Source organism: Enterobacter quasimori (assembly GCF_018597345.1).
Lineage (GTDB): Bacteria > Pseudomonadota > Gammaproteobacteria > Enterobacterales > Enterobacteriaceae > Enterobacter > Enterobacter mori.
This window is the reverse complement of record NZ_JAHEVU010000001.1, coordinates 285,144-302,591: the sequence shown is the minus strand read 5'-3', so window position 1 is coordinate 302,591 and position 17,448 is coordinate 285,144. Positions and strand designations below refer to the sequence as shown.

Annotated in this window: 14 protein-coding genes; 6 read left to right on the top strand and 8 right to left on the bottom strand. The window is 58.3% G+C overall.

All coding sequences use genetic code 11. The features are described from left to right. Window positions 1-906: a LysR family transcriptional regulator gene (locus tag KK102_RS01390; protein WP_010431230.1), complete on the bottom strand. Its 906-nt coding sequence runs from the start codon at window positions 904-906 to the stop codon at window positions 1-3. Window positions 907-1,023: 117 nt separating this feature from the next. On the opposite strand from KK102_RS01390, the gene KK102_RS01385 reads away from it, so the two are divergent. Then, a complete protein-coding gene (locus KK102_RS01385; protein WP_216356768.1) occupies window positions 1,024-2,409 on the top strand; it encodes an MFS transporter in 1,386 nt (461 codons plus the stop codon). Between the two features lie 87 nt (window positions 2,410-2,496). Here KK102_RS01385 and KK102_RS01380 read toward each other — a convergent pair whose 3' ends face one another. The 3 genes from KK102_RS01380 to KK102_RS01370 are packed head-to-tail and all read right to left on the bottom strand — an operon-like array spanning window position 2,497 to window position 5,207. Then, window positions 2,497-3,492 carry a DUF2891 domain-containing protein gene (locus KK102_RS01380; RefSeq protein ID WP_216356767.1) on the bottom strand — a complete coding sequence of 332 codons (996 nt, stop codon included), beginning with the start codon at window positions 3,490-3,492 and terminating at the stop codon, window positions 2,497-2,499. Window positions 3,493-3,501: 9 nt separating this feature from the next. After that, the gene (locus KK102_RS01375) at window positions 3,502-4,488 is read right to left on the bottom strand and encodes a DUF979 domain-containing protein (protein WP_126544702.1); all 987 of its coding nucleotides are present in this window, start codon (window positions 4,486-4,488) and stop codon (window positions 3,502-3,504) included. Then, window positions 4,485-5,207 carry a DUF969 domain-containing protein gene (locus KK102_RS01370; protein ID WP_008501655.1) on the bottom strand — a complete coding sequence of 241 codons (723 nt, stop codon included), beginning with the start codon at window positions 5,205-5,207 and terminating at the stop codon, window positions 4,485-4,487. Before KK102_RS01370 ends, KK102_RS01375 begins: the two co-directional genes overlap by 4 nt. A gap of 201 nt (window positions 5,208-5,408) precedes the next feature. On the opposite strand from KK102_RS01370, the gene KK102_RS01365 reads away from it, so the two are divergent. Next, the gene (locus KK102_RS01365; protein WP_216356766.1) at window positions 5,409-5,954 is read left to right on the top strand and encodes a winged helix DNA-binding protein; all 546 of its coding nucleotides are present in this window, start codon (window positions 5,409-5,411) and stop codon (window positions 5,952-5,954) included. Window position 5,955: 1 nt separating this feature from the next. On the opposite strand, the gene glgX is transcribed toward KK102_RS01365, so the two are convergent. From glgX to treZ, 3 genes are read right to left on the bottom strand one after another with little or no spacing between them, the layout of a single operon-like run. Continuing rightward, window positions 5,956-8,031, bottom strand: a complete 2,076-nt coding sequence (gene glgX, locus KK102_RS01360) for a glycogen debranching protein GlgX (RefSeq protein ID WP_216356765.1) — start codon at window positions 8,029-8,031, stop codon at window positions 5,956-5,958. Window positions 8,032-8,046: 15 nt separating this feature from the next. Beyond that, entirely contained in the window at window positions 8,047-10,515 is a 2,469-nt protein-coding gene (gene treY, locus KK102_RS01355) for a malto-oligosyltrehalose synthase (RefSeq protein ID WP_216356764.1), read from the bottom strand. Next, window positions 10,512-12,299, bottom strand: coding sequence for a malto-oligosyltrehalose trehalohydrolase (gene treZ / locus KK102_RS01350; RefSeq protein ID WP_216356763.1), 1,788 nt, complete (start codon window positions 12,297-12,299; stop codon window positions 10,512-10,514). Before treZ ends, treY begins: the two co-directional genes overlap by 4 nt. 131 nt (window positions 12,300-12,430) lie before the next feature. Here treZ and KK102_RS01345 point away from each other — a divergent pair, with 131 nt between their 5' ends. The 3 genes from KK102_RS01345 to KK102_RS01335 all read left to right on the top strand — a co-directional run bounded on the left by KK102_RS01345 (window position 12,431) and on the right by KK102_RS01335 (window position 14,922). After that, window positions 12,431-12,958, top strand: a complete 528-nt coding sequence (locus KK102_RS01345) for a GNAT family N-acetyltransferase (protein ID WP_126544706.1) — start codon at window positions 12,431-12,433, stop codon at window positions 12,956-12,958. A 77-nt stretch (window positions 12,959-13,035) separates the two neighbouring features. After that, window positions 13,036-13,782 (top strand): 5'-nucleotidase, lipoprotein e(P4) family, encoded by a 747-nt coding sequence (locus tag KK102_RS01340; protein WP_216356762.1) that lies wholly within the window; start codon window positions 13,036-13,038, stop codon window positions 13,780-13,782. Between the two features lie 153 nt (window positions 13,783-13,935). Continuing rightward, window positions 13,936-14,922: an MBL fold metallo-hydrolase gene (locus KK102_RS01335; protein WP_216356761.1), complete on the top strand. Its 987-nt coding sequence runs from the start codon at window positions 13,936-13,938 to the stop codon at window positions 14,920-14,922. A 31-nt stretch (window positions 14,923-14,953) separates the two neighbouring features. Here the strand turns inward: KK102_RS01335 and KK102_RS01330 are convergent, their stop codons facing one another. Then, window positions 14,954-15,838: a LysR substrate-binding domain-containing protein gene (locus KK102_RS01330; RefSeq protein WP_216356760.1), complete on the bottom strand. Its 885-nt coding sequence runs from the start codon at window positions 15,836-15,838 to the stop codon at window positions 14,954-14,956. 112 nt (window positions 15,839-15,950) lie between these two features. On the opposite strand from KK102_RS01330, the gene KK102_RS01325 reads away from it, so the two are divergent. Continuing rightward, window positions 15,951-17,438: a UbiD family decarboxylase gene (locus KK102_RS01325; protein ID WP_126544710.1), complete on the top strand. Its 1,488-nt coding sequence runs from the start codon at window positions 15,951-15,953 to the stop codon at window positions 17,436-17,438. Window positions 17,439-17,448: the final 10 nt, after the last annotated feature.

Genomic DNA, 17,448 nt, shown 5'->3' with positions numbered 1-17,448 from the left:
TCACTGCGCAACCTGGCAGACTTCGCGCACTTTCTCTCTCAACCATCGGTGCCCCGGATCCTGCTCCATTCGCGGGTGCCACATCTGGGAAACCGTAATGGTCCGGGCTTTAAACGGCAGTTCGAAGACGTGCAAATTTTCCGTCATGGTTTGATTGCGCAGATACAGTGCGGGAACCATCGCAATGAGATCGGACGCCAGCGCCACGGATAACGCCGTCGGGAAGCCCGGCACCACGCTGGCCACTTTACGTTTCATACTCTGTTCCGCCAGAACGTCATCGACAAAGCCGTGTAACGAACCGTCGGGCGAGGCGACCACATGGCCCCATGACACATAATCGTTGATGCTGATTGCCGACAGCGCGGCCAGCGGATGTCCTTTGCGTACCGCACCCACAAACCGGTCCTGAAATAACCGCTGCAAACGTATCTCCGGTCCCATGTTGCTCTGTACGCCAATTTCCAGGTCAACCAGCCCCTCACGCAGGTACCGCGACGTTTTTTCAGGCTTCGGTGCGAATCGGATACAAACCTCAGGGGCAGCCGCGGCAACGGCGGCAATCAGGGCAGGACCAAAGGCCACCACGAAGCCATCATTTGCCCGAATGGTGAAAAGTCGCGCCAGAGTTTGGACGTTAAGCGTCTCGGTGGAGGGCTGGAGCACCGCCCTTGCCTCGTGCACGGCGTTTCTGGCCCGGTCCCGGGTGGCTTCTGCCCAGGGCGTCAGCACCATGTGACGCCCGGCCCGAACCAGAATCGGATCGCCGGTCACTTCACGCAGCCTGCTAAGCGTTCGGCTCATGGCGGAGGTGCTCAGGTTTAGACGCCGCGCCGCAGCCGCTACGCTGGCTTCAGCCAGCAAAACGTCGAGGGCAACCAGCAAATTGAAATCAGGATCGGTCACGTTATCTCCTCATATAAGGCGTTATACGCAACGAATGAATGCACAGGCTGCGTCTTCCGCCTTGTATACCCCATGATTATAGTTTCGTCATCACTATTCTTTTCTGGAGTAAATATCATGACGCTGTTTTCAAACCAGCCCGGCGATGAGGGATTACCGGGACATGAACGTGCCCGGGTCATGGTCGCGCTGATGACCACCACGCTGATGGGCGTCTTTGATGGCACCATGATTAACGTAGCGCTGCCCTCCATGGCGAGCGCGATGCAGGTCTCTGCGAATGTCGCAGTATGGTTTGCCAACGGTTACCTGCTGTCGGCGGCGATGACGCTGGCTATCTTCGCGGCGCTGGCAGCGCGCATGGGCTATCGCCCGGTGTTTCTGGCGGGTCTTGCGACGTTCACGCTTACCTCCCTCGGCTGCGCGCTGGCGACGACGCCCGACATGCTGATCGGGATGCGCGTTTTGCAAGGCATAGGGGGTGCGGCCACGTTGAGTATTGCCCCGGCGATACTGCGCTCCGTTTTCCCTGGACGACTGCTTGGCCGGGTTCTGGGGCTGCACGCCCTGCTGATTGCCGCCAGCACGGCCATAGCGCCGGTGCTGGGCGGCACGATCCTGGAGGCGCTGCGCTGGGAATGGCTGTTTGCAATTAACATTATTCCGGGAAGTGTCGCACTGCTGCTGGCCTGGAAGGCACTACCGCGGGGTTCGGCTTCCAGTAAAACGCCCTTTGACACCGCAGGTGCGGTGCTCTCGGCGATGCTGTTAGGTTCGACAATCATGACAGCGAACAGTTTCCAGCACGTCAGCCATGAGGCGGCGTTCTGGGCGGGTATTGCCCTGCTCAGCACCGCCGCCTTCATCTGGCATATTTGCCGCGTCCAAAGCCCCTTGCTGCCCCCCGTTATCTTTCGCAACGGTCGCTTTACGCTCGCCGCCCTCACCTCACTTGCGTCGTTTGTCAGCCAGGGCATCACCTTTATCGCGCTGCCGTTTCTGTTTCAGAGCGTGTATGGCTACAGCCCGCTGGAATCGGCCCTTCTGTTCACGCCCTGGCCGATTGGTATCGTGTTGATTGCCCCTCACGCGGGGCGCTGGGCTGATACAATTCCCGCGCCGCTGATTTCCACCATCGGGCTGATGATTTTTGCCGTTGGGTTGATCCTGCTGGCGACGTTACCGGCAAGCCCTCTCACATGGGATATCTGCCTGCGCAGTCTGGTGTGCGGTATTGGGTTTGGCTGCTTCCAGAGCCCCAATAATCGGGAAATGCTCGCTAACGTGGCGCGGGAGAATGCCAGCTATGCATCCGGGGTCTTGTCTATCGTCAGGACCTTCGGGCAGTGTCTGGGGGCGGCCGTGGTGGGTGTTTGGCTGGCCGCGACGACGGGCTCGGACCAGGCCGTTCACTTTGCGCTGTGGACTGCGGTGGTAGCCTCGGCCGGGTCGGTGTTGTTTAGCCTGAGCCGACTGCACGCCGCCGTTCGGGCATCAGCCTGATTCGCCCGGCGGCGCTACGCTTGCACGGGCCTACAATGTAGGCCGGGTAAGCGCAGCGCCACCCGGCAAAAAAGACGGCTCGTTAGTTTACTCCAGCGCCAGCAGCGCAAAGCTTGCCAGCCAGTGCCCGCCGCTGTAGTGGCTGCCCACCACGTGCTCGACGCTCGCCGACAGGTGTTTCGCCACGGCATCACGCAGCGCCTGCTGCCCCGGATGGTTCTCCGGCAGCGCCTTTGCGATGTGCTTCATACACCACGCGCGGCTGAGGTTTAATCCGTCCAGATGGGCAATTTTCGGGTCGGTACGATCGCTCACTTCCGCCGGGTTCATCAGTGCCGTAACGGCGCCCACCTCCGGCAGAAACGCGTCAAACCAGGCCGGGAAGTCTTCAGCCACCTTGCTCATCAGCAGCGCCTCCGTCAGCGCGCCGGAAATATACTCGTCTCCGCCGGGCTCATAATGAGCCGGATAGCGCGTGTCGGCGAGATAAAACCGCTCCGCCGCTGCCACAATCGCCTGTTCAAGCGCCTTGTCTCCGACTGCGCGACCGTAATCGAGCGCCAGCGCGAGGGCAAACGCGGTGTTGTAGTGCGTCCCGACGCGGATCGGATAGGTGAGCTTGCTGAGATAATCCACCAGCCGGCTGCGAATATCCTGGGTTAACGGCTCAAGCGTCTGGTACCAGCCTGCAGCCTGCGGCAGCGACGACTGCTTCAGCTCCTGAGCCAGCGCCAGCAGCCAGCCGTAGCCATACGGACGTTCGAACGACGCGCGGAACGGCGCGGTGAAATAGGCCAGCTCTTTCGCCACGTTCTCGTCGGTCAGATGCTCGTCGATAAGCGCGACGATGTCATTCCGACACGGTAGCTCAGGATAGAGGCGCACGCAGCGCAGCAGCAGCCAGTAGCCGTGCACCGCCGAGTGCCAGTCAAAACAGCCGTAGAAAATGGGGTGCAGCTCGCGAGGCGGCAGAACATCGCCATCATCATTCAGCAGGTGCATGATGTGGTTCGGATATTCCTGGCGCAAATAGGTCAAAGGCATGCGGGCAAACGCGTCTGCCTGATGTTGCGTTAATTCCATATCAGCTCCTTAGCGAAACACGAGGAAATACATTAAGAACACGTTCACCACCAGCAGGGTTAACGCGGTCGGGATCTGGATCTTGATCACCTGATATTTGTCTTTCAGCTCCAGCAGCGCGGCGGGAACGATATTGAAGTTCGCGGCCATCGGCGTCATCAGCGTGCCGCAGTAGCCCGCGTACATGCCAATCGCCAGCAGCGGTGCCGGGTTGCCGTGATGCACGTTAATCAGGAACGGTAAGGCGATACCGGCACTTAATACCGGGAAAGCGGCAAAGGCGTTACCCATGATCATGGTAAACAGCGCCATACCCACGCAGTAAATCACCACCAGCATGAAGCGGCTATCCGGGTTCACGAACAGGCTGACCACTTTCTGCACCGAATCGCCGGTATTGGCCGCCACGAACACGCCGCCGAGCATCGCCAGCATCTGCGGCAGGATCACCGCCCAGCCGATGGTGTCGACAAGACGACGAGACTGGCGGATAGCGTGTAGCGGCGTCCCCTTGGTTAGCCACCATCCGGTGAGGATCGCCGCGACGCAGGCCACGCACAGCGCCGCCAGGGTAAGCTGTTTCTGGTCGAGAAGATAAACGCCGCCAATCGACACGTCCTTCAGGAACAGCGTCCCGATAACCGTCACCACCGGGATCATCAGCGCGGGCAGGAACAGCCAGTTTTTGAGCCGGTTCGATGAGGCAACGCGCTCCTCGTCGGAGGCCATTTTATAGTGCCCTTTCCCGACCAGACCAAAGCCCGCCAGCAGCGCGATAGCGATGACGCCGCCGCCAATGATCCGGTACGCCAGCGATTTCCCCAGCTCCTGCACCATCAGATCGCCAAACAGGAAGATCCCGCCGAATAAAAACCAGAACAGCGCGGTGGTAAAACGCTTCGGATTGGCGCGATCGCGCAGGGTCATCACGACCAGCAGCATCACGACAAAGCCGATGAGGTAGTACACGCGGTTAATGGTGATAAGCGTCATCATTGCGCGGCCTCCTGTGTACCCTGCTCTGCACGCCAGGCCATCACGTCGCGACGAATGCTGGCATCCAGGCGCAGCAGGCGCGTCATATGAATGATTAATGCCGCAATGGCGGTGGGAATAGCCCACAGGCCGATATGCAGCGGTTCGATCCCCTGGATCCCGTTCTCTTTCAGGAAGGCGTCAATCAGCAGAACCGCACCGAAGGCGATAAAGATATCTTCGCCAAAAAAGACCGCGATATTGTCACACGCTGCGGCATGGGCTTTGATTTTGTCGCGGATATGCTGCGGCAATTCGCCATATTCGTTCAGCGCCGCCCCTTCGGCCATCGGGGCCAGCAGCGGGCGCACCGTCTGGGCATGGCCGCCAAGAGACATCAGACCCAGCGCCGCGGTCCCTTCACGCGCGACAAAATAGAGCATCAGAATACGCGCCGAGGTGGCGCTGGCGATCTTCGCCACCCAGGCCTGGGCGCGCTCTTTAAGCCCGTAGTATTCCAGCAGACCAATCACCGGCAGGATCAGGATGAAGGTGGCCAGCGATCGGCTATTCACGAACTTCTCGCCGAAGGTCTCCAGCAGCATGCCGAAATCCATCCCGACCAGCAGACCCGTCGCCAGCCCCGCCACCACGACCACCAGCAGCGGGTTGAAGCGCAGTGCAAAACCAATAACCACGATCGGTATCCCGATCAGCGGCAACAGCGTAGTACCGTCCATAAACGTTTACCCTATCCAAAGTGAGCGTTGCGCGCCGACGGCTATTTTTTTAATTTGCGGCGAGCGATGTTGTGTTTTGTTGGCAGGCTTCGCAAAACCTGCGCTAAAAAGCTATATCTGAACCTCAAAAACATGTAAACAATTTATCAATAAAATGTTCTTATTTTATCGATGAGTTTACATTTCTGGCTAAGGAACGTTATGACCTCAAAAAAGAGTGTTGCCTCAAACCACGACGATATTACGGATGGCCGCATCGTCTCCTCTCGCCACCTGGTGTCGGAACGCTGTGCGGAGCTATCGGAGCTGGAATACGCGCTGATCATGACCAGCAACGCGTTTAACAAATGGATGGTGCGCTGCATGACGGCTGCCGGCGAGCCGGATATGGGGGCGTTTGACGTGTCGCTGCTGCATCATGTGAATCATCGCAACCGCAAGAAAAAGCTGGCCGATATCTGCTTTGTCCTGAACGTGGAGGACACACACGTGGTGACCTATGCGCTAAAGAAACTGGTGAAAGCGGGCTATGTGACGAGTGAGAAAGCGGGCAAGGAGCTCTTTTTCTCAACCACGGTGGAAGGCAAAGCCTTATGCATGAAGTACCGCGACGTGCGGGAAGCCTGCCTGATTAACATTCATGGAGAGAGCGGTATTTCAGGAACGTCTATCGGGGAAACCGCGCAGCTGCTGCGCACGATCTCCTCCCTGTATGATACCGCCGCACGGGCGGCGGCATCGCTGTGAGTTAAGGACGTCTGAAAAGCGAGATACTGCGTCCGGCCAGTTCGTAATCTACGGCCTTGGTGATAACCGTTCCGGCGGCAGTATCTTCAGCCGTAGACAGTTCAAGCACCCATCCCCCCTCCCCAAACTGCGGGATCTGGAACGGCACCGGGCCTTCAAACGGGTTAAACAACATCAGCACATCGTGCCAGATACCGTCCTCCTGCCTGAGATCCGGCCTGCTGATGGAGACCCCGAGCGTCGAGCCCTCATCCCACTGTTCCTCCTGCTGCGGCCCCCCTCCGGCATTAAACCAGCGGATCTCCAGCCCGTCGCGCCAGCTTTCACGGCGCAGTAACGGCTGTGAAGCGCGTAGGGCAATGAGATGGCGGGTAAAGTCGCGCAGCGCCTCGTCGTTTTCGGATAGCCCCTTCCAGTCTATCCACGAGATCTCGCTGTCCTGGCAGTAGCCGTTGTTATTGCCCTTCTGCGTGCGGCCAAACTCGTCCCCCGCCAGCAGCATCGGCGTGCCGTGGGAAAACAGCAGCGTGGTCAGGAAATTACGCTTCTGCCGTTCGCGCGTGGCGATAATATCCGGGTTCTCCGTCGGCCCCTCTTCGCCATAGTTGTACGAGCGATTATCGTTATGCCCGTCGTTATTGTCCTCACCGTTGTCGGCGTTATGCTTTTCGTTGTACGACACCAGGTCATTCAGCGTAAAGCCGTCGTGAGCGGTGATGAAGTTAACGCTGGCCCACGGACGGCGACCGCGCAGATCGTACAGATCGCCGGAGCCCAGCAGGCGGGCGGCAAAATCGGTTGAGACGTTATCGCTCTTCCAGTATTCGCGCACGGTGTCGCGATATTTGTCGTTCCACTCCCCCCAGCCAGGCGGGAATCCGCCGACCTGATAGCCGCCGGGACCGATATCCCAGGGTTCGCCAATCAGCTTAAGTTTAGAAAGCACCGGATCCTGTGTGACCGCGTCGAAAAAACCGCCGCGCGGATCAAACCCTTCGGGCTCGCGGCCGAGGATGGTTCCTAAGTCAAAGCGAAAACCGTCAATATGCATTGATTCCGCCCAGTAGCGCAGGGAGTCCATGACCATCTGCAGCACGCGCGGGTGCGAGGTGTTGACCGTGTTTCCCGTCCCGGTGTCGTTAATGTAGTACCGGTGCTGCTCCGGCAGCGTGCGGTAATAGCTGTAATTATCAATGCCCTTAAACGAGAGCGTTGGCCCAAGCTCGTTGCCTTCCGCCGTGTGGTTATACACCACGTCCAGAATGACCTCGATGCCCGCATCATGATACGCCCGCACCATGTCGCGGAAACCCTGGATCCCCGCCGGGCCGTAGTAGCGCGACGCCGGAGCGAAAAAGCCCAGCGTGTTATATCCCCAGAAGTTTTTCAGCCCGCGGTCAAGCAGATGCTGGTCGTCCGGGAACCAGTGAACCGGGAGCAGCTCAACCGAGGTGATGCCAAGACTCTTGATGTAATCGACCGAGGCTTTGTGTCCCATCCCCTCAAACGTCCCGCGCAGTTCGGGCGGAATGGCCGGGTTCATCTGGGTGAAGCCTTTCACGTGGCTCTCGTAGACAACGGTATGCGGCCAGGGCACCTCCGGCCGGTTGTTGTCCTGCCAGTCGAAGGCGTCCGGATCGATAACCTTGCATTTGGGCGTGAACGGCGCGCTGTCGTGGGTATCAAAACTGAGATCCAGTTCATCATGCCCAAGCTCATAGCCAAAATGGGCGTCGTTCCAGTCGATATCGCCCACCAGTTCACGCGCGTACGGGTCGATAAGCAGCTTATTTGGGTTGAAGCGGTGGCCGTTTTCCGGGTCATAAGGTCCGTAGACGCGATAGCCGTACAGCGCGCCGGGCTTTAGATCGGGCACGTAGCCGTGCCAGACTTCATGGGTATATTCCGGGAGTTCCAGCCGGGCAATTTCCGTTTTCCCGGACGGGTCAAACAGACAGAGCTCCACCCGCTCTGCGTGCGCGGAGAAGAGCGCAAAGTTCACGCCTTTTCCATCGTAGTTTGCGCCCAACTGCTGGCCGTGACCGGCCCGAATTTCAAACCTGTTATCCTTTGCCATTTTCGTTCTCCACGATTATTCGCAGGTAAGCAGAACCAATACACATCCCTTTTCTGACGTGAGATCCAGCGTCTCTTGCAGAACACGGCTTTCACCGCTGAACACATCGCGATAGCGCTTCCCGACCAGCTCTTCGGGTATGGCTACCGAGGTATTGACCCACAGTTTTTCGTTCCCGGTGACGGTGAAAACCAGGCGCGGCACAGCAACTATCAGCGCCTCGTCGTCCTTCACGCGCGCATACGCAATAAGATGCTCCTCGCGCTCACCGGTCACTTTAAGCGGCAGCCAGTCGCCGTAGCGGAACAGCGCCGGGTAGTGCGGACGCAGCCGCAGCAGCGTGGCAGTGACATACTGCTTCACGCGTCCGTCCCGCCAGCACTGTTCGTCGTGAAATACCCTGAGGTTCGCCGTACTGAGGTTTTGCACCAGCGCGGCGAAGTCCGGCTCGCGTCGGTTATCCGGGTCAACCAGGCTAAAGTTGAGCGCTTCGCTGCCCTGATAGATGTCCGGTACGCCGGGCGCGGTAAGCTTTATCACCGTCTGGCTCAGGCTGTTCATCAGGCCTGCGCGAACAAACGGCTGTAAGGTTTCACTGAAATCATGCAGGAACAGCGTGTTGCCGGGCGACAGCAGATGACGAACATAGTCCATCACCACGTTTTCGTAGCTCTCGTTACTGTCGATCCAGTCGGTTCGCTGTTTGGCCTCGCGCAGCGCTTTTTCAATAAAACCCAGGAAGCGCGCTTCAAGGGTTTGCAGCCCGTCCCGGTCGTCAGGTGAGAGCGTGGCAGGCCAGACGCCAGCCAGCGCCTGATAAATCATCCAGGTATCAGCGGCGTTCGGCGCGGTGCCGTCGTTAAGGAAGCGCACGTGCGTCTGGTTCATCTGCCGCCAGCGGGCCAGATTTTCGCCCCACTGCTCGGGCGCTTCGGTCAGCGCGTACAGGCGCGCCCGGGCATCCTCCCCGCGCTTGGTGTCGTGCGTCGAGGTGCCCAGCAGCGCGTCGGGCTGACGGGCAAGACGGATGCGCATCTCCTGATGGAAACGCGACAGCGAGAAGGCGCGCGGCGTCGGGTCGGCCCCCACTTCGTTAAGCGCAAGCTCCAGGTTGTGGCGGAAGAACAGCGTGTCTTCCACGGACTTCGCCATCAGCGGCCCGGTCAACTGCTGGAAACGGGTCCTGAACAGGGTGGCCGCCTCGCGGTCACGCTCCGGCAGATCGCCGGTCAGAACCCGCACGATCAGGCTTAGCGCGGGTTCCGAAGCGTTCACACTGGCGACAACGCGGCTCAGCAGCGTAACGTCAGCAGGCGTTAACCCCTCCGCCGTCCCGTAGGTGCGGTAAACCGGAAAGGCGATAAGCAGTTCGCGCAGCGCATGGTGAATATCATCCGTCTGTATCTCAACGCCATTATGCTGAGCCAAATCGCGGGCGAGGTTGAGGAGCGTGGTGAATTCCCCTTCGAAGTTGCGGTCGGTCATCAGCCCTTTGGCATCCCGCAGCGCGTTTTGCCGATCGACCGTCACCCCCAGCGTCTCGTTATGGACTTTCTCCAGACGCTCCAGGCTATTGTCATCCACCAACACCTCCGCCAGCGACGCGATGAATTCATACCCCGTCGTGCCGGACACGGGCCAGTCGGCCGGGAGCTGTTCTCCCTTCGCGAGGATTTTTTCCACCGTGATGTAACAGTCTGGCCCCGTGGCCTGGCGCAGGCGCTGCAGATACCCCAGCGGATCCGCAAGCCCGTCAATATGGTCAATGCGCAGGCCGTCAACGGTCCCGTCGTGAACCAGCTCGAGGATCAGGCGGTGCGTGTCGTGAAAAACCTGTTCGTCTTCAACCCGGACGCCGACCAGCCCGGTAATCTCAAAGAAGCGTCGCCACGAAAGCTGCTTTGGCGCTTCGCGCCATGACATCAGCCGCCAGCTCTGCGCCTCGTGCAGTTCGGCGATGCTTTTGTTCTCGTCCCAGGTGCCCGGGTTGAGCGGATAGGCGGTGTCGTAATAGACCAGTGCGGCCTTGTTCGTGACACTGTCACGATGAAGCCTAATGGCACCCTTCTCCAGTTCGGCTTCAAAGGTATCACCAAGAAACGGCAGCGTCAGCGGTCGCGACCCGTCGATATCGAAATAGCGCGCGTAGCGGCTCTGTTTGCCGTGCTCAATCACGTCTCGCCACCAGCGGTTTTCCAGCGAGGTCGACATATGGTTAGGGACAATATCCAGTATCAGCCCCATGCCAGCCTGCCTGAGCGCCGCGGCCATGCGGTTAAAACCGTCTCGTCCGCCTATCGCGGGGTCAATTTCGTTGGGATCGGTGACGTCATAGCCGTGGGTGGAACCCGTTGTCGCGGTAAAAACAGGTGACGCATAGAGATGGCTAATGCCGAGATCGCGGAAATACGGGATCAGAGCAACCACCCGGTCAAATGTCATGCCATTGCGAAACTGTATGCGGTACGTGGCGGAAGGGATCATAACGCGGCTTCTCCATCAGCAAAGCGAACAACAATACTGTTTGGCGGCAAAACGTCACCCGCCTCCGGCCAGCTAAAGAGGGTTTCTCCGGCCAGTTCGGGCATTGGGGCAGGCTTTTTGCCAATATTCAGCGCCAGCGACAGCGTCCCCTGCTGGAACTGCCAGCTCACCGCGACCCTGCCGTGCGCCGTGTGCAGGATCTTGCCCTCAACGGTTCCGCCCTGGCGCAGCAGCGGGACGATATGACGATGTCGCAGCGTAAGCAGGCTTCGGGTAAATCGCAGCCAGGATTTTCCCTCCTCCTGCTTCAGCTTTTCCCAGTCGAGCGTTGAGCGAAGGAACGTGTTCAGATCGTTAGGATCGGGGACGTTCTCATCGTGCCCGGCATGGCCGGTAAATTCCTTCGCGCGCCCTTCCCGCACGGCTTTTGCCAGCTCGCCATGGAAATCGGTGAAGAACAGAAACGGATGGGTTTCACCGAACTCTTCGCCCATAAACAGCAGCGGGATATGGGGTGAAAGAAGCAGCGCCGCCAGCAGCACGCGGGTCTTCTCCGCGCCCGCCAGCGTGATGAGCCGCTCCCCCTGGGCGCGATTCCCGGTCTGATCGTGGTTTTGAATAAAATCGACGAAGAATTGTGGCGGCTGCGAGTGGCATTCCACCCCGCGGGATTCGCCGGTTTGCAGCGAAACCTCGCCCTGGTAGACAAACCCTTCTGCCAGCGCCCGGGCGAATTTTTTCTCCGGCTCAAAGGCAAAGTCCTGGTAATAGGCGTGCGTCTCACCGGTAGCAAACACGTGGGCGGCGTTGTGAAAATCATCGTTCCACTCGCCGGTAAACAGCGGCGCGTTGCCCTGTTCATCGCGCGGATGCAGGAAAATTACGTTGCGGCTGTCTTCCGTGGTCAGGTGAACGTGACGGTGCGGGATCGCCTCGCGGATCTTTTCGGCTATCTCCACAAGAATGTGCGTATCCGAGGCGTCTTTGATCTGGTCGATGGCATCAAAGCGCAGCCCGTCCAGACGATATTCCGTCAGCCAGTAAAGCGGCGCATCGGTGATGTACTGCCTCACCGGCTCGCGCTCGTATGCGATACCGTTGCCCCACGGCGTCATCCGATCCGCATCGAAAAATGCGGGCGACAGCAAGGGCAGATAATTCCCTTCCGGGCCGAAGTGGTTGAGCACAATATCCAGTACCACCGAAAGCCCCAGCCCGTGCGCGGCGTCGATAAACGCGTGAAAATCCTCCGGCGTACCGTAGACGGCGTGCGGAGCGTACAGCAGCACGCCGTCATAGCCCCACCCGCGGGAACCGCCAAACTGAGAGACGGGCATCACTTCAAGCTGGGTAATTCCGAGCTCTGCCAGATACGGCAGCTTATCGATGGCCGCCCGGAAGGTTCCCTCCGGGGTAAAGGTACCGATATGCAGTTCGTAAATGACCGTCTCTTCCCACGAACGCCCCTTCCACCCACGGTTAACGTGCGTATAGCGGCGATGATCGACAACAACCGACGGTCCGTTGACGTCCCCTTTCTGAGCGCGTGATGCAGGATCGGGAACGGGCATGCCGTCCTGTAAAACAAACTGATACTCTGCGCCATGCCTGATGCCCGGAACGTCAGCCTGGAACCAGCCATTGCCGCTGGCAGCCATCGGAATGTCGTTATCATTAAGACGCAGCGTGAGATTTTTTTGTCCTTCAGCCCAGACGCGAAAGCGGACAACGTCATCGGAAATATACTCAGCACCCCAGTGCCTTTGACATGTTCTGAATTCCATTCCTTGTCCTCGAATGACCGCATTTTACGCGAAACGAAGTACAAGCTTAGTTCAGGATGAAAAGTGTGTTAGCTCAGCGGATTTAACCGCTTCGTCTATTCTTTATGAAATAACTCACCACAGGGAATACTATGCAGATTCGAAAAGGATTAAATACTGACCTCGTACGTCTTGAATGCTGTGACTTTTCTTTCACCATTAGCCATATTGCGCGAGAGCCCTTTATCCATTGCGATTTGCATATCGATGCCGTCGCCGAGCCCTGGACAAAAACCTATGAGCTCGACATTCAAACCCTTGAAAACCACTGCGTTAACCCGGACGCTATATTTCTTATCGCCGAAACGGATGACGGTGAAATTGCCGGATTTATCACCGCCTCAATGAGCTGGAATAAATTTATCTCAGTGGATTATATTGCCGTTGAACGAACAAAACGCAGAACCGGTGCCGCGCAAAAATTGATGGCCGCCGCCCACGTCTGGGCCCGCAGCGTTAATGCCGCCGGGTTACGGCTTGAGACGCAAAACGTGAATGTGTCAGCCTGTCTGTTCTACCGTCAATATGGTTTTACCCTTGGCGGTTACGATCGCTATCTGTACAACGCCATGCCGGAAAAAGACGAGGTCGCCCTGTTCTGGTATTACATGCTGGTATAGCAACGCCGCCTTCATATTTCTGTCATTAGATTTCATTACGCTTTCGGGATTTTAACCACGGTGTTGAGGAAAGAAGTGTGAATTCAATGGCTAAGGCATTACTGCTGGCATTACCTGTTTTGAGTGCAACGGCAGCGGCGACTGCCGCTGAGCGCGACCTGTGTGAACCCAAAGCGTACGAAATGGCGCTGCGCTATCAGCAGAAATCGGCAGAGATTATGGCTCTTCAGCTGCAAACGTATCGGTTTGCCACCGAGCGTTTCAACGAAAAGGTAAAAGACCTTAAAACGCCTGAAAATTACGCCGTGGTAATGGATCTGGATGAAACAGTACTGGATAACACCCCTCTGCTGGTGCGCGATACGGAGCAGTGTCATGACTATACAAAATGGGACACCTGGAGCGACTGGGAGAAACAGGGAAAACCCGGCTTAATTCCTGGCGCGAAGGCGTTTCTTGACCATGTGAATCAAAGCAATGTCCGTATCTATTATGTCTCGGACCGCATGCAGGAAAATAAAGCCGATACGCTCAGGACGTTAAAAGCCCTGGGACTTCCGCAGGTATCCGATGAAAGCGTGCTTCTGGATACGACCAGCAAGGAAGAGCGTCGCCAGAGCATCCTCAAAAAGCAGCAGATAGTGATGCTGTTTGGCGACAGCCTGCCGGATTTTGCCGTGCAGTTTAAAAACAAAAAGCCGAGCGAGCAGCAGCGTGAGCTGGTTGAAGCCAGCGCTGAACACTTCGGTAACGACTGGATTGTGCTACCTAATGCCGCTTATGGATCCTGGTCCAAAGCCACGCCGGACAGCTGGAAACCATGAATTTTGCCGGGTGACGCTGCGCTTACCCGGCCTACGTCCAGAATGTAGGCCCGTGCAAGCGTAGCGCCGCCGGGCGATACTCACCTCTTCTGGGATGTATTTACATGAATTCCGGTTTACGCTCTCATGCTAGCGCTTTCAAAGGAGACTCTCATGCTTACCGTAAAAAAACTGGCTCTTTCATCGCTGATTTCCAGTTCACTGCTTTTCTACCCTGCGCTGCAGGCGTCGGCAGAGACGCCTCAGCACGTTGTTAAACAACCGGCGGGCGGATACAGCGTTCAGGTCGGCGACGTTCTGGTCACCTCGTTTACGGACGGGAGCGTAGCGCAGGATCTGCACAAGCTGCTGCGCCGGACCACGCCGCAAAAAATTGATGCGCTGCTCGCGAAAAATTTCCAGACCAACCCGGCCGAGGTGTCCATTAACGCGTTCCTGATTGCGCTGCCCGGACATAAAATTCTGGTGGATACCGGCTCAGGCCAGCTCTTTGGCCCCGGCAACGGCGGCCGTCTGATTGAGAGCCTTGCCACACAGGGTATAAAACCCGGGGACATTACTGAAATTCTGCTGACCCACGCCCACTCCGATCACGCGGGCGGCCTGGTGAAAGATGGCAAGGCGGTGTTCAGCAACGCGCGCGTGTTTGTTGGCAAACCGGAAGTCGACTTTTTCTTTAACGACGATAACCAGAAAAAAACCGGCTACGGCAAGAACTACTTTGACGTCGCGCAGAAGACCTTAAAGCCCTATCTTGACGCCGGTAAAGTGGTGCCCTTTAGCGGCACATCTGACATTCTCCCGGGGCTGACCGGTACGGTTCATCCCGGCCATACGCCGGGTTCAGCCTTCTACACGCTGACAAGCAAAGGCGAGACGATCACCTTTGTTGGCGACATCATTCACGCCGCGGCGGTCCAGTTCCCCCAGCCTGATGTGACCATTACCTACGATGAAGATCAGAACAAAGCGGCAAGCGTGCGCGAACATGCGTTTGCGGACTTTGCGAAAGACAGAGACCTGGTTGCCGCCCCCCATTTGCCGTTCCCGGGTATCGGCTATGTCACCCGGGGCGAAAACGGCGGCTATGTATGGGTCCCTGTCACCTATACCAACCGGGACGCCAGCGGCGCGAAATAAACGGGCGCGAGCTGCTGCAGGCCGCCGGGCGTCAGGTGCGATCGAGGGTAAGCAGAAACTTTTTGAGCACCTCTGAGCGAATAATCCGGTGGCAAACCAGCGTCAGCTCGCTTTCCCGGAGCCGGTCGAGGATGTCCACGTAAACCACATTCTCGACGCTCACCGCCTTTGCTGACGCGGGCAGCAGCGCCAGCCCAAACCCCGCCGAGACCAGGCTTATCACGGTCGGCACGTCGGTCGCGTTTTGCACCACGTCCGGCTGAAAGCCCGCCCCGCTACAGGCGTCATAGAAATATTGTTCCAGCCCCATTCCCTCCGGGTCGCGCAGGGAGATCCATTTTTCGTCTTTCACCGACGAAAGCGTCAGCGCGGATGAGCCCGCCAGCGGATGCTGACGATACAGCGCCAGCACCGTTTTCTCGGCGGTAAACGGTCGGCTCTGCAGATCGTCAGGCAGCGTGGGCAAGGGAGCCCGGATAATGGCCACATCCAGCTGATTGCTCTGCACGGCCGCGTAGAGCGTCTGCACGTTTCCCGTCACCAGCGACATGGTGATGCCCGGCCAGCGCGTATGCATCTGGCGCAGCGCGGCGGGCAGCCTGCCGTCGAACATCGCGCTCGACACGCACCCCAGGTTTAACACCCCCTGCTCGCCCCTTGCCGTTTGCCTGGCGTCCAGAACCGCCTGCTCGGTCAGGGAGATGGCGAGCCTGGCTTTGACCAGAAACGCTTCACCAGCGGGAGTCAGGGCTAAGCGACGGTTCGCCCGGCTAAAGAGCGTGACGCCTAAACGTTCCTCCAGCGCCTTTATCTGCTGACTCAGCGCAGGTTGCGCCATGTTCAGACGCTCGGCGGCCCGGTGCATGTGAAGCTCTTCGGCAACGACGATGAAATGGCGCATCTGACGAAACTGCACGAAACCCCTCCTTATTTGATAATAATTTACTTATCAATTTAGCAGTAATGATGCAATTGATGCTATTACTCATTGCCATAAGAATGGAGGTATTCAACCGAGGGAGGAAAATATGGAAAACCCGATCAACGATCTCCGCAGCGCCATCGCCCTGCTTCAGCGCCACGAAGGGCAGTATCTTGAAACCGATTATCCGGTCGATCCCAACGCGGAGCTGGCGGGAGTCTACCGTCATATCGGCGCGGGCGGCACGGTAAAACGTCCGACCCGTACGGGCCCGGCCATGATGTTCAACAGCGTGAAGGGCTATCCGGGCTCCCGCATTCTGGTGGGCATGCACGCCAGCCGCGAGCGCGCCGCGCTCCTTCTGGGCTGCGAGCCCTCTGAACTGGCAAAACACGTCGGGCAGGCGGTGAAAAAGCCGGTGGCGCCCGTTGTCGTCCCGGCCGCGCAGGCCCCCTGTCAGGAGCAGGTTTTCTACGCGGACGACCCTGATTTCGACCTTCGCAAACTGCTTCCGGCACCGACAAACACGCCAATTGATGCGGGCCCGTTCTTCTGTCTGGGGCTGGTGCTGGCAAGCGATCCTGAAGATAGCTCGCTCACGGATGTCACCATCCACCGTCTCTGCGTCCAGGAGCGCGACGAGCTTTCCATGTTCCTTGCCGCCGGTCGCCATATCGAAGTCTTCCGCAAAAAGGCCGAAGAGGCCGGCAAACCGCTGCCGGTGACGATCAACATGGGGCTCGATCCCGCCATCTATATCGGCGCGTGCTTTGAGGCCCCAACCACGCCGTTTGGCTACAACGAGCTGGGCGTCGCCGGGGCGCTGCGCCAGCAGCCGGTCGAACTGGTGCAGGGCGTGGCGGTAAAAGAGAAAGCCATTGCGCGGGCGGAAATCATCATCGAAGGCGAACTGCTTCCGGGCGTGCGCGTACGGGAAGATCAGCACACCAATACCGGCCACGCGATGCCGGAGTTCCCGGGCTACTGCGGAGAGGCGAACCCCTCCCTGCCGGTGATCAAAGTGAAAGCGGTGACCATGCGCCATCACGCAATCCTGCAAACGCTGGTGGGACCCGGAGAAGAACATACCACGCTGGCCGGTTTACCGACGGAGGCCAGCATCCGCAATGCCGTTGAGGAGGCGATTCCGGGCTTCCTGCAAAACGTCTATGCGCATACCGCGGGCGGCGGTAAGTTTCTCGGGATATTGCAGGTGAAAAAACGCCAGCCGTCAGACGAAGGACGGCAGGGCCAGGCGGCGCTCATTGCCTTAGCCACCTATTCGGAGCTGAAAAACATTATTCTTGTGGACGAAGACGTGGATATTTTCGACAGCGACGACATCCTGTGGGCGATGACCACCCGGATGCAGGGCGATGTGAGCATCACCAATATTCCTGGGATCCGCGGCCACCAGCTGGATCCGTCCCAGTCGCCGGACTACAGCAACTCAATTCGCGGAAACGGCATTTCCTGTAAGACAATTTTCGATTGCACGGTGCCGTGGGCGCTGAAGGACCGCTTCGAGCGCGCGCCGTTTATGGAGGTGGATCCGCGTCCGTGGGCGCCGGAGCTGTTTAAAGATAAAAAATAAACGTTTTTTC

Excerpts from the sequence above, each read along its gene's own strand:
- KK102_RS01385 (WP_216356768.1), top strand. The coding sequence starts at position 1,024 with ATGACGCTGTTTTCAAACCAGCCCGGCGATGAGGGATTACCGGGACAT.
- KK102_RS01380 (WP_216356767.1), bottom strand. The coding sequence starts at position 3,492 with ATGGAATTAACGCAACATCAGGCAGACGCGTTTGCCCGCATGCCTTTG.
- KK102_RS01375 (WP_126544702.1), bottom strand. The coding sequence starts at position 4,488 with ATGATGACGCTTATCACCATTAACCGCGTGTACTACCTCATCGGCTTT.
- KK102_RS01370 (WP_008501655.1), bottom strand. The coding sequence starts at position 5,207 with ATGGACGGTACTACGCTGTTGCCGCTGATCGGGATACCGATCGTGGTT.
- KK102_RS01365 (WP_216356766.1), top strand. The coding sequence starts at position 5,409 with ATGACCTCAAAAAAGAGTGTTGCCTCAAACCACGACGATATTACGGAT.
- glgX (WP_216356765.1), bottom strand. The coding sequence starts at position 8,031 with ATGGCAAAGGATAACAGGTTTGAAATTCGGGCCGGTCACGGCCAGCAG.
- treY (WP_216356764.1), bottom strand. The coding sequence starts at position 10,515 with ATGATCCCTTCCGCCACGTACCGCATACAGTTTCGCAATGGCATGACA.
- treZ (WP_216356763.1), bottom strand. The coding sequence starts at position 12,299 with ATGGAATTCAGAACATGTCAAAGGCACTGGGGTGCTGAGTATATTTCC.
- KK102_RS01345 (WP_126544706.1), top strand. The coding sequence starts at position 12,431 with ATGCAGATTCGAAAAGGATTAAATACTGACCTCGTACGTCTTGAATGC.
- KK102_RS01335 (WP_216356761.1), top strand. The coding sequence starts at position 13,936 with ATGCTTACCGTAAAAAAACTGGCTCTTTCATCGCTGATTTCCAGTTCA.
- KK102_RS01325 (WP_126544710.1), top strand. The coding sequence starts at position 15,951 with ATGGAAAACCCGATCAACGATCTCCGCAGCGCCATCGCCCTGCTTCAG.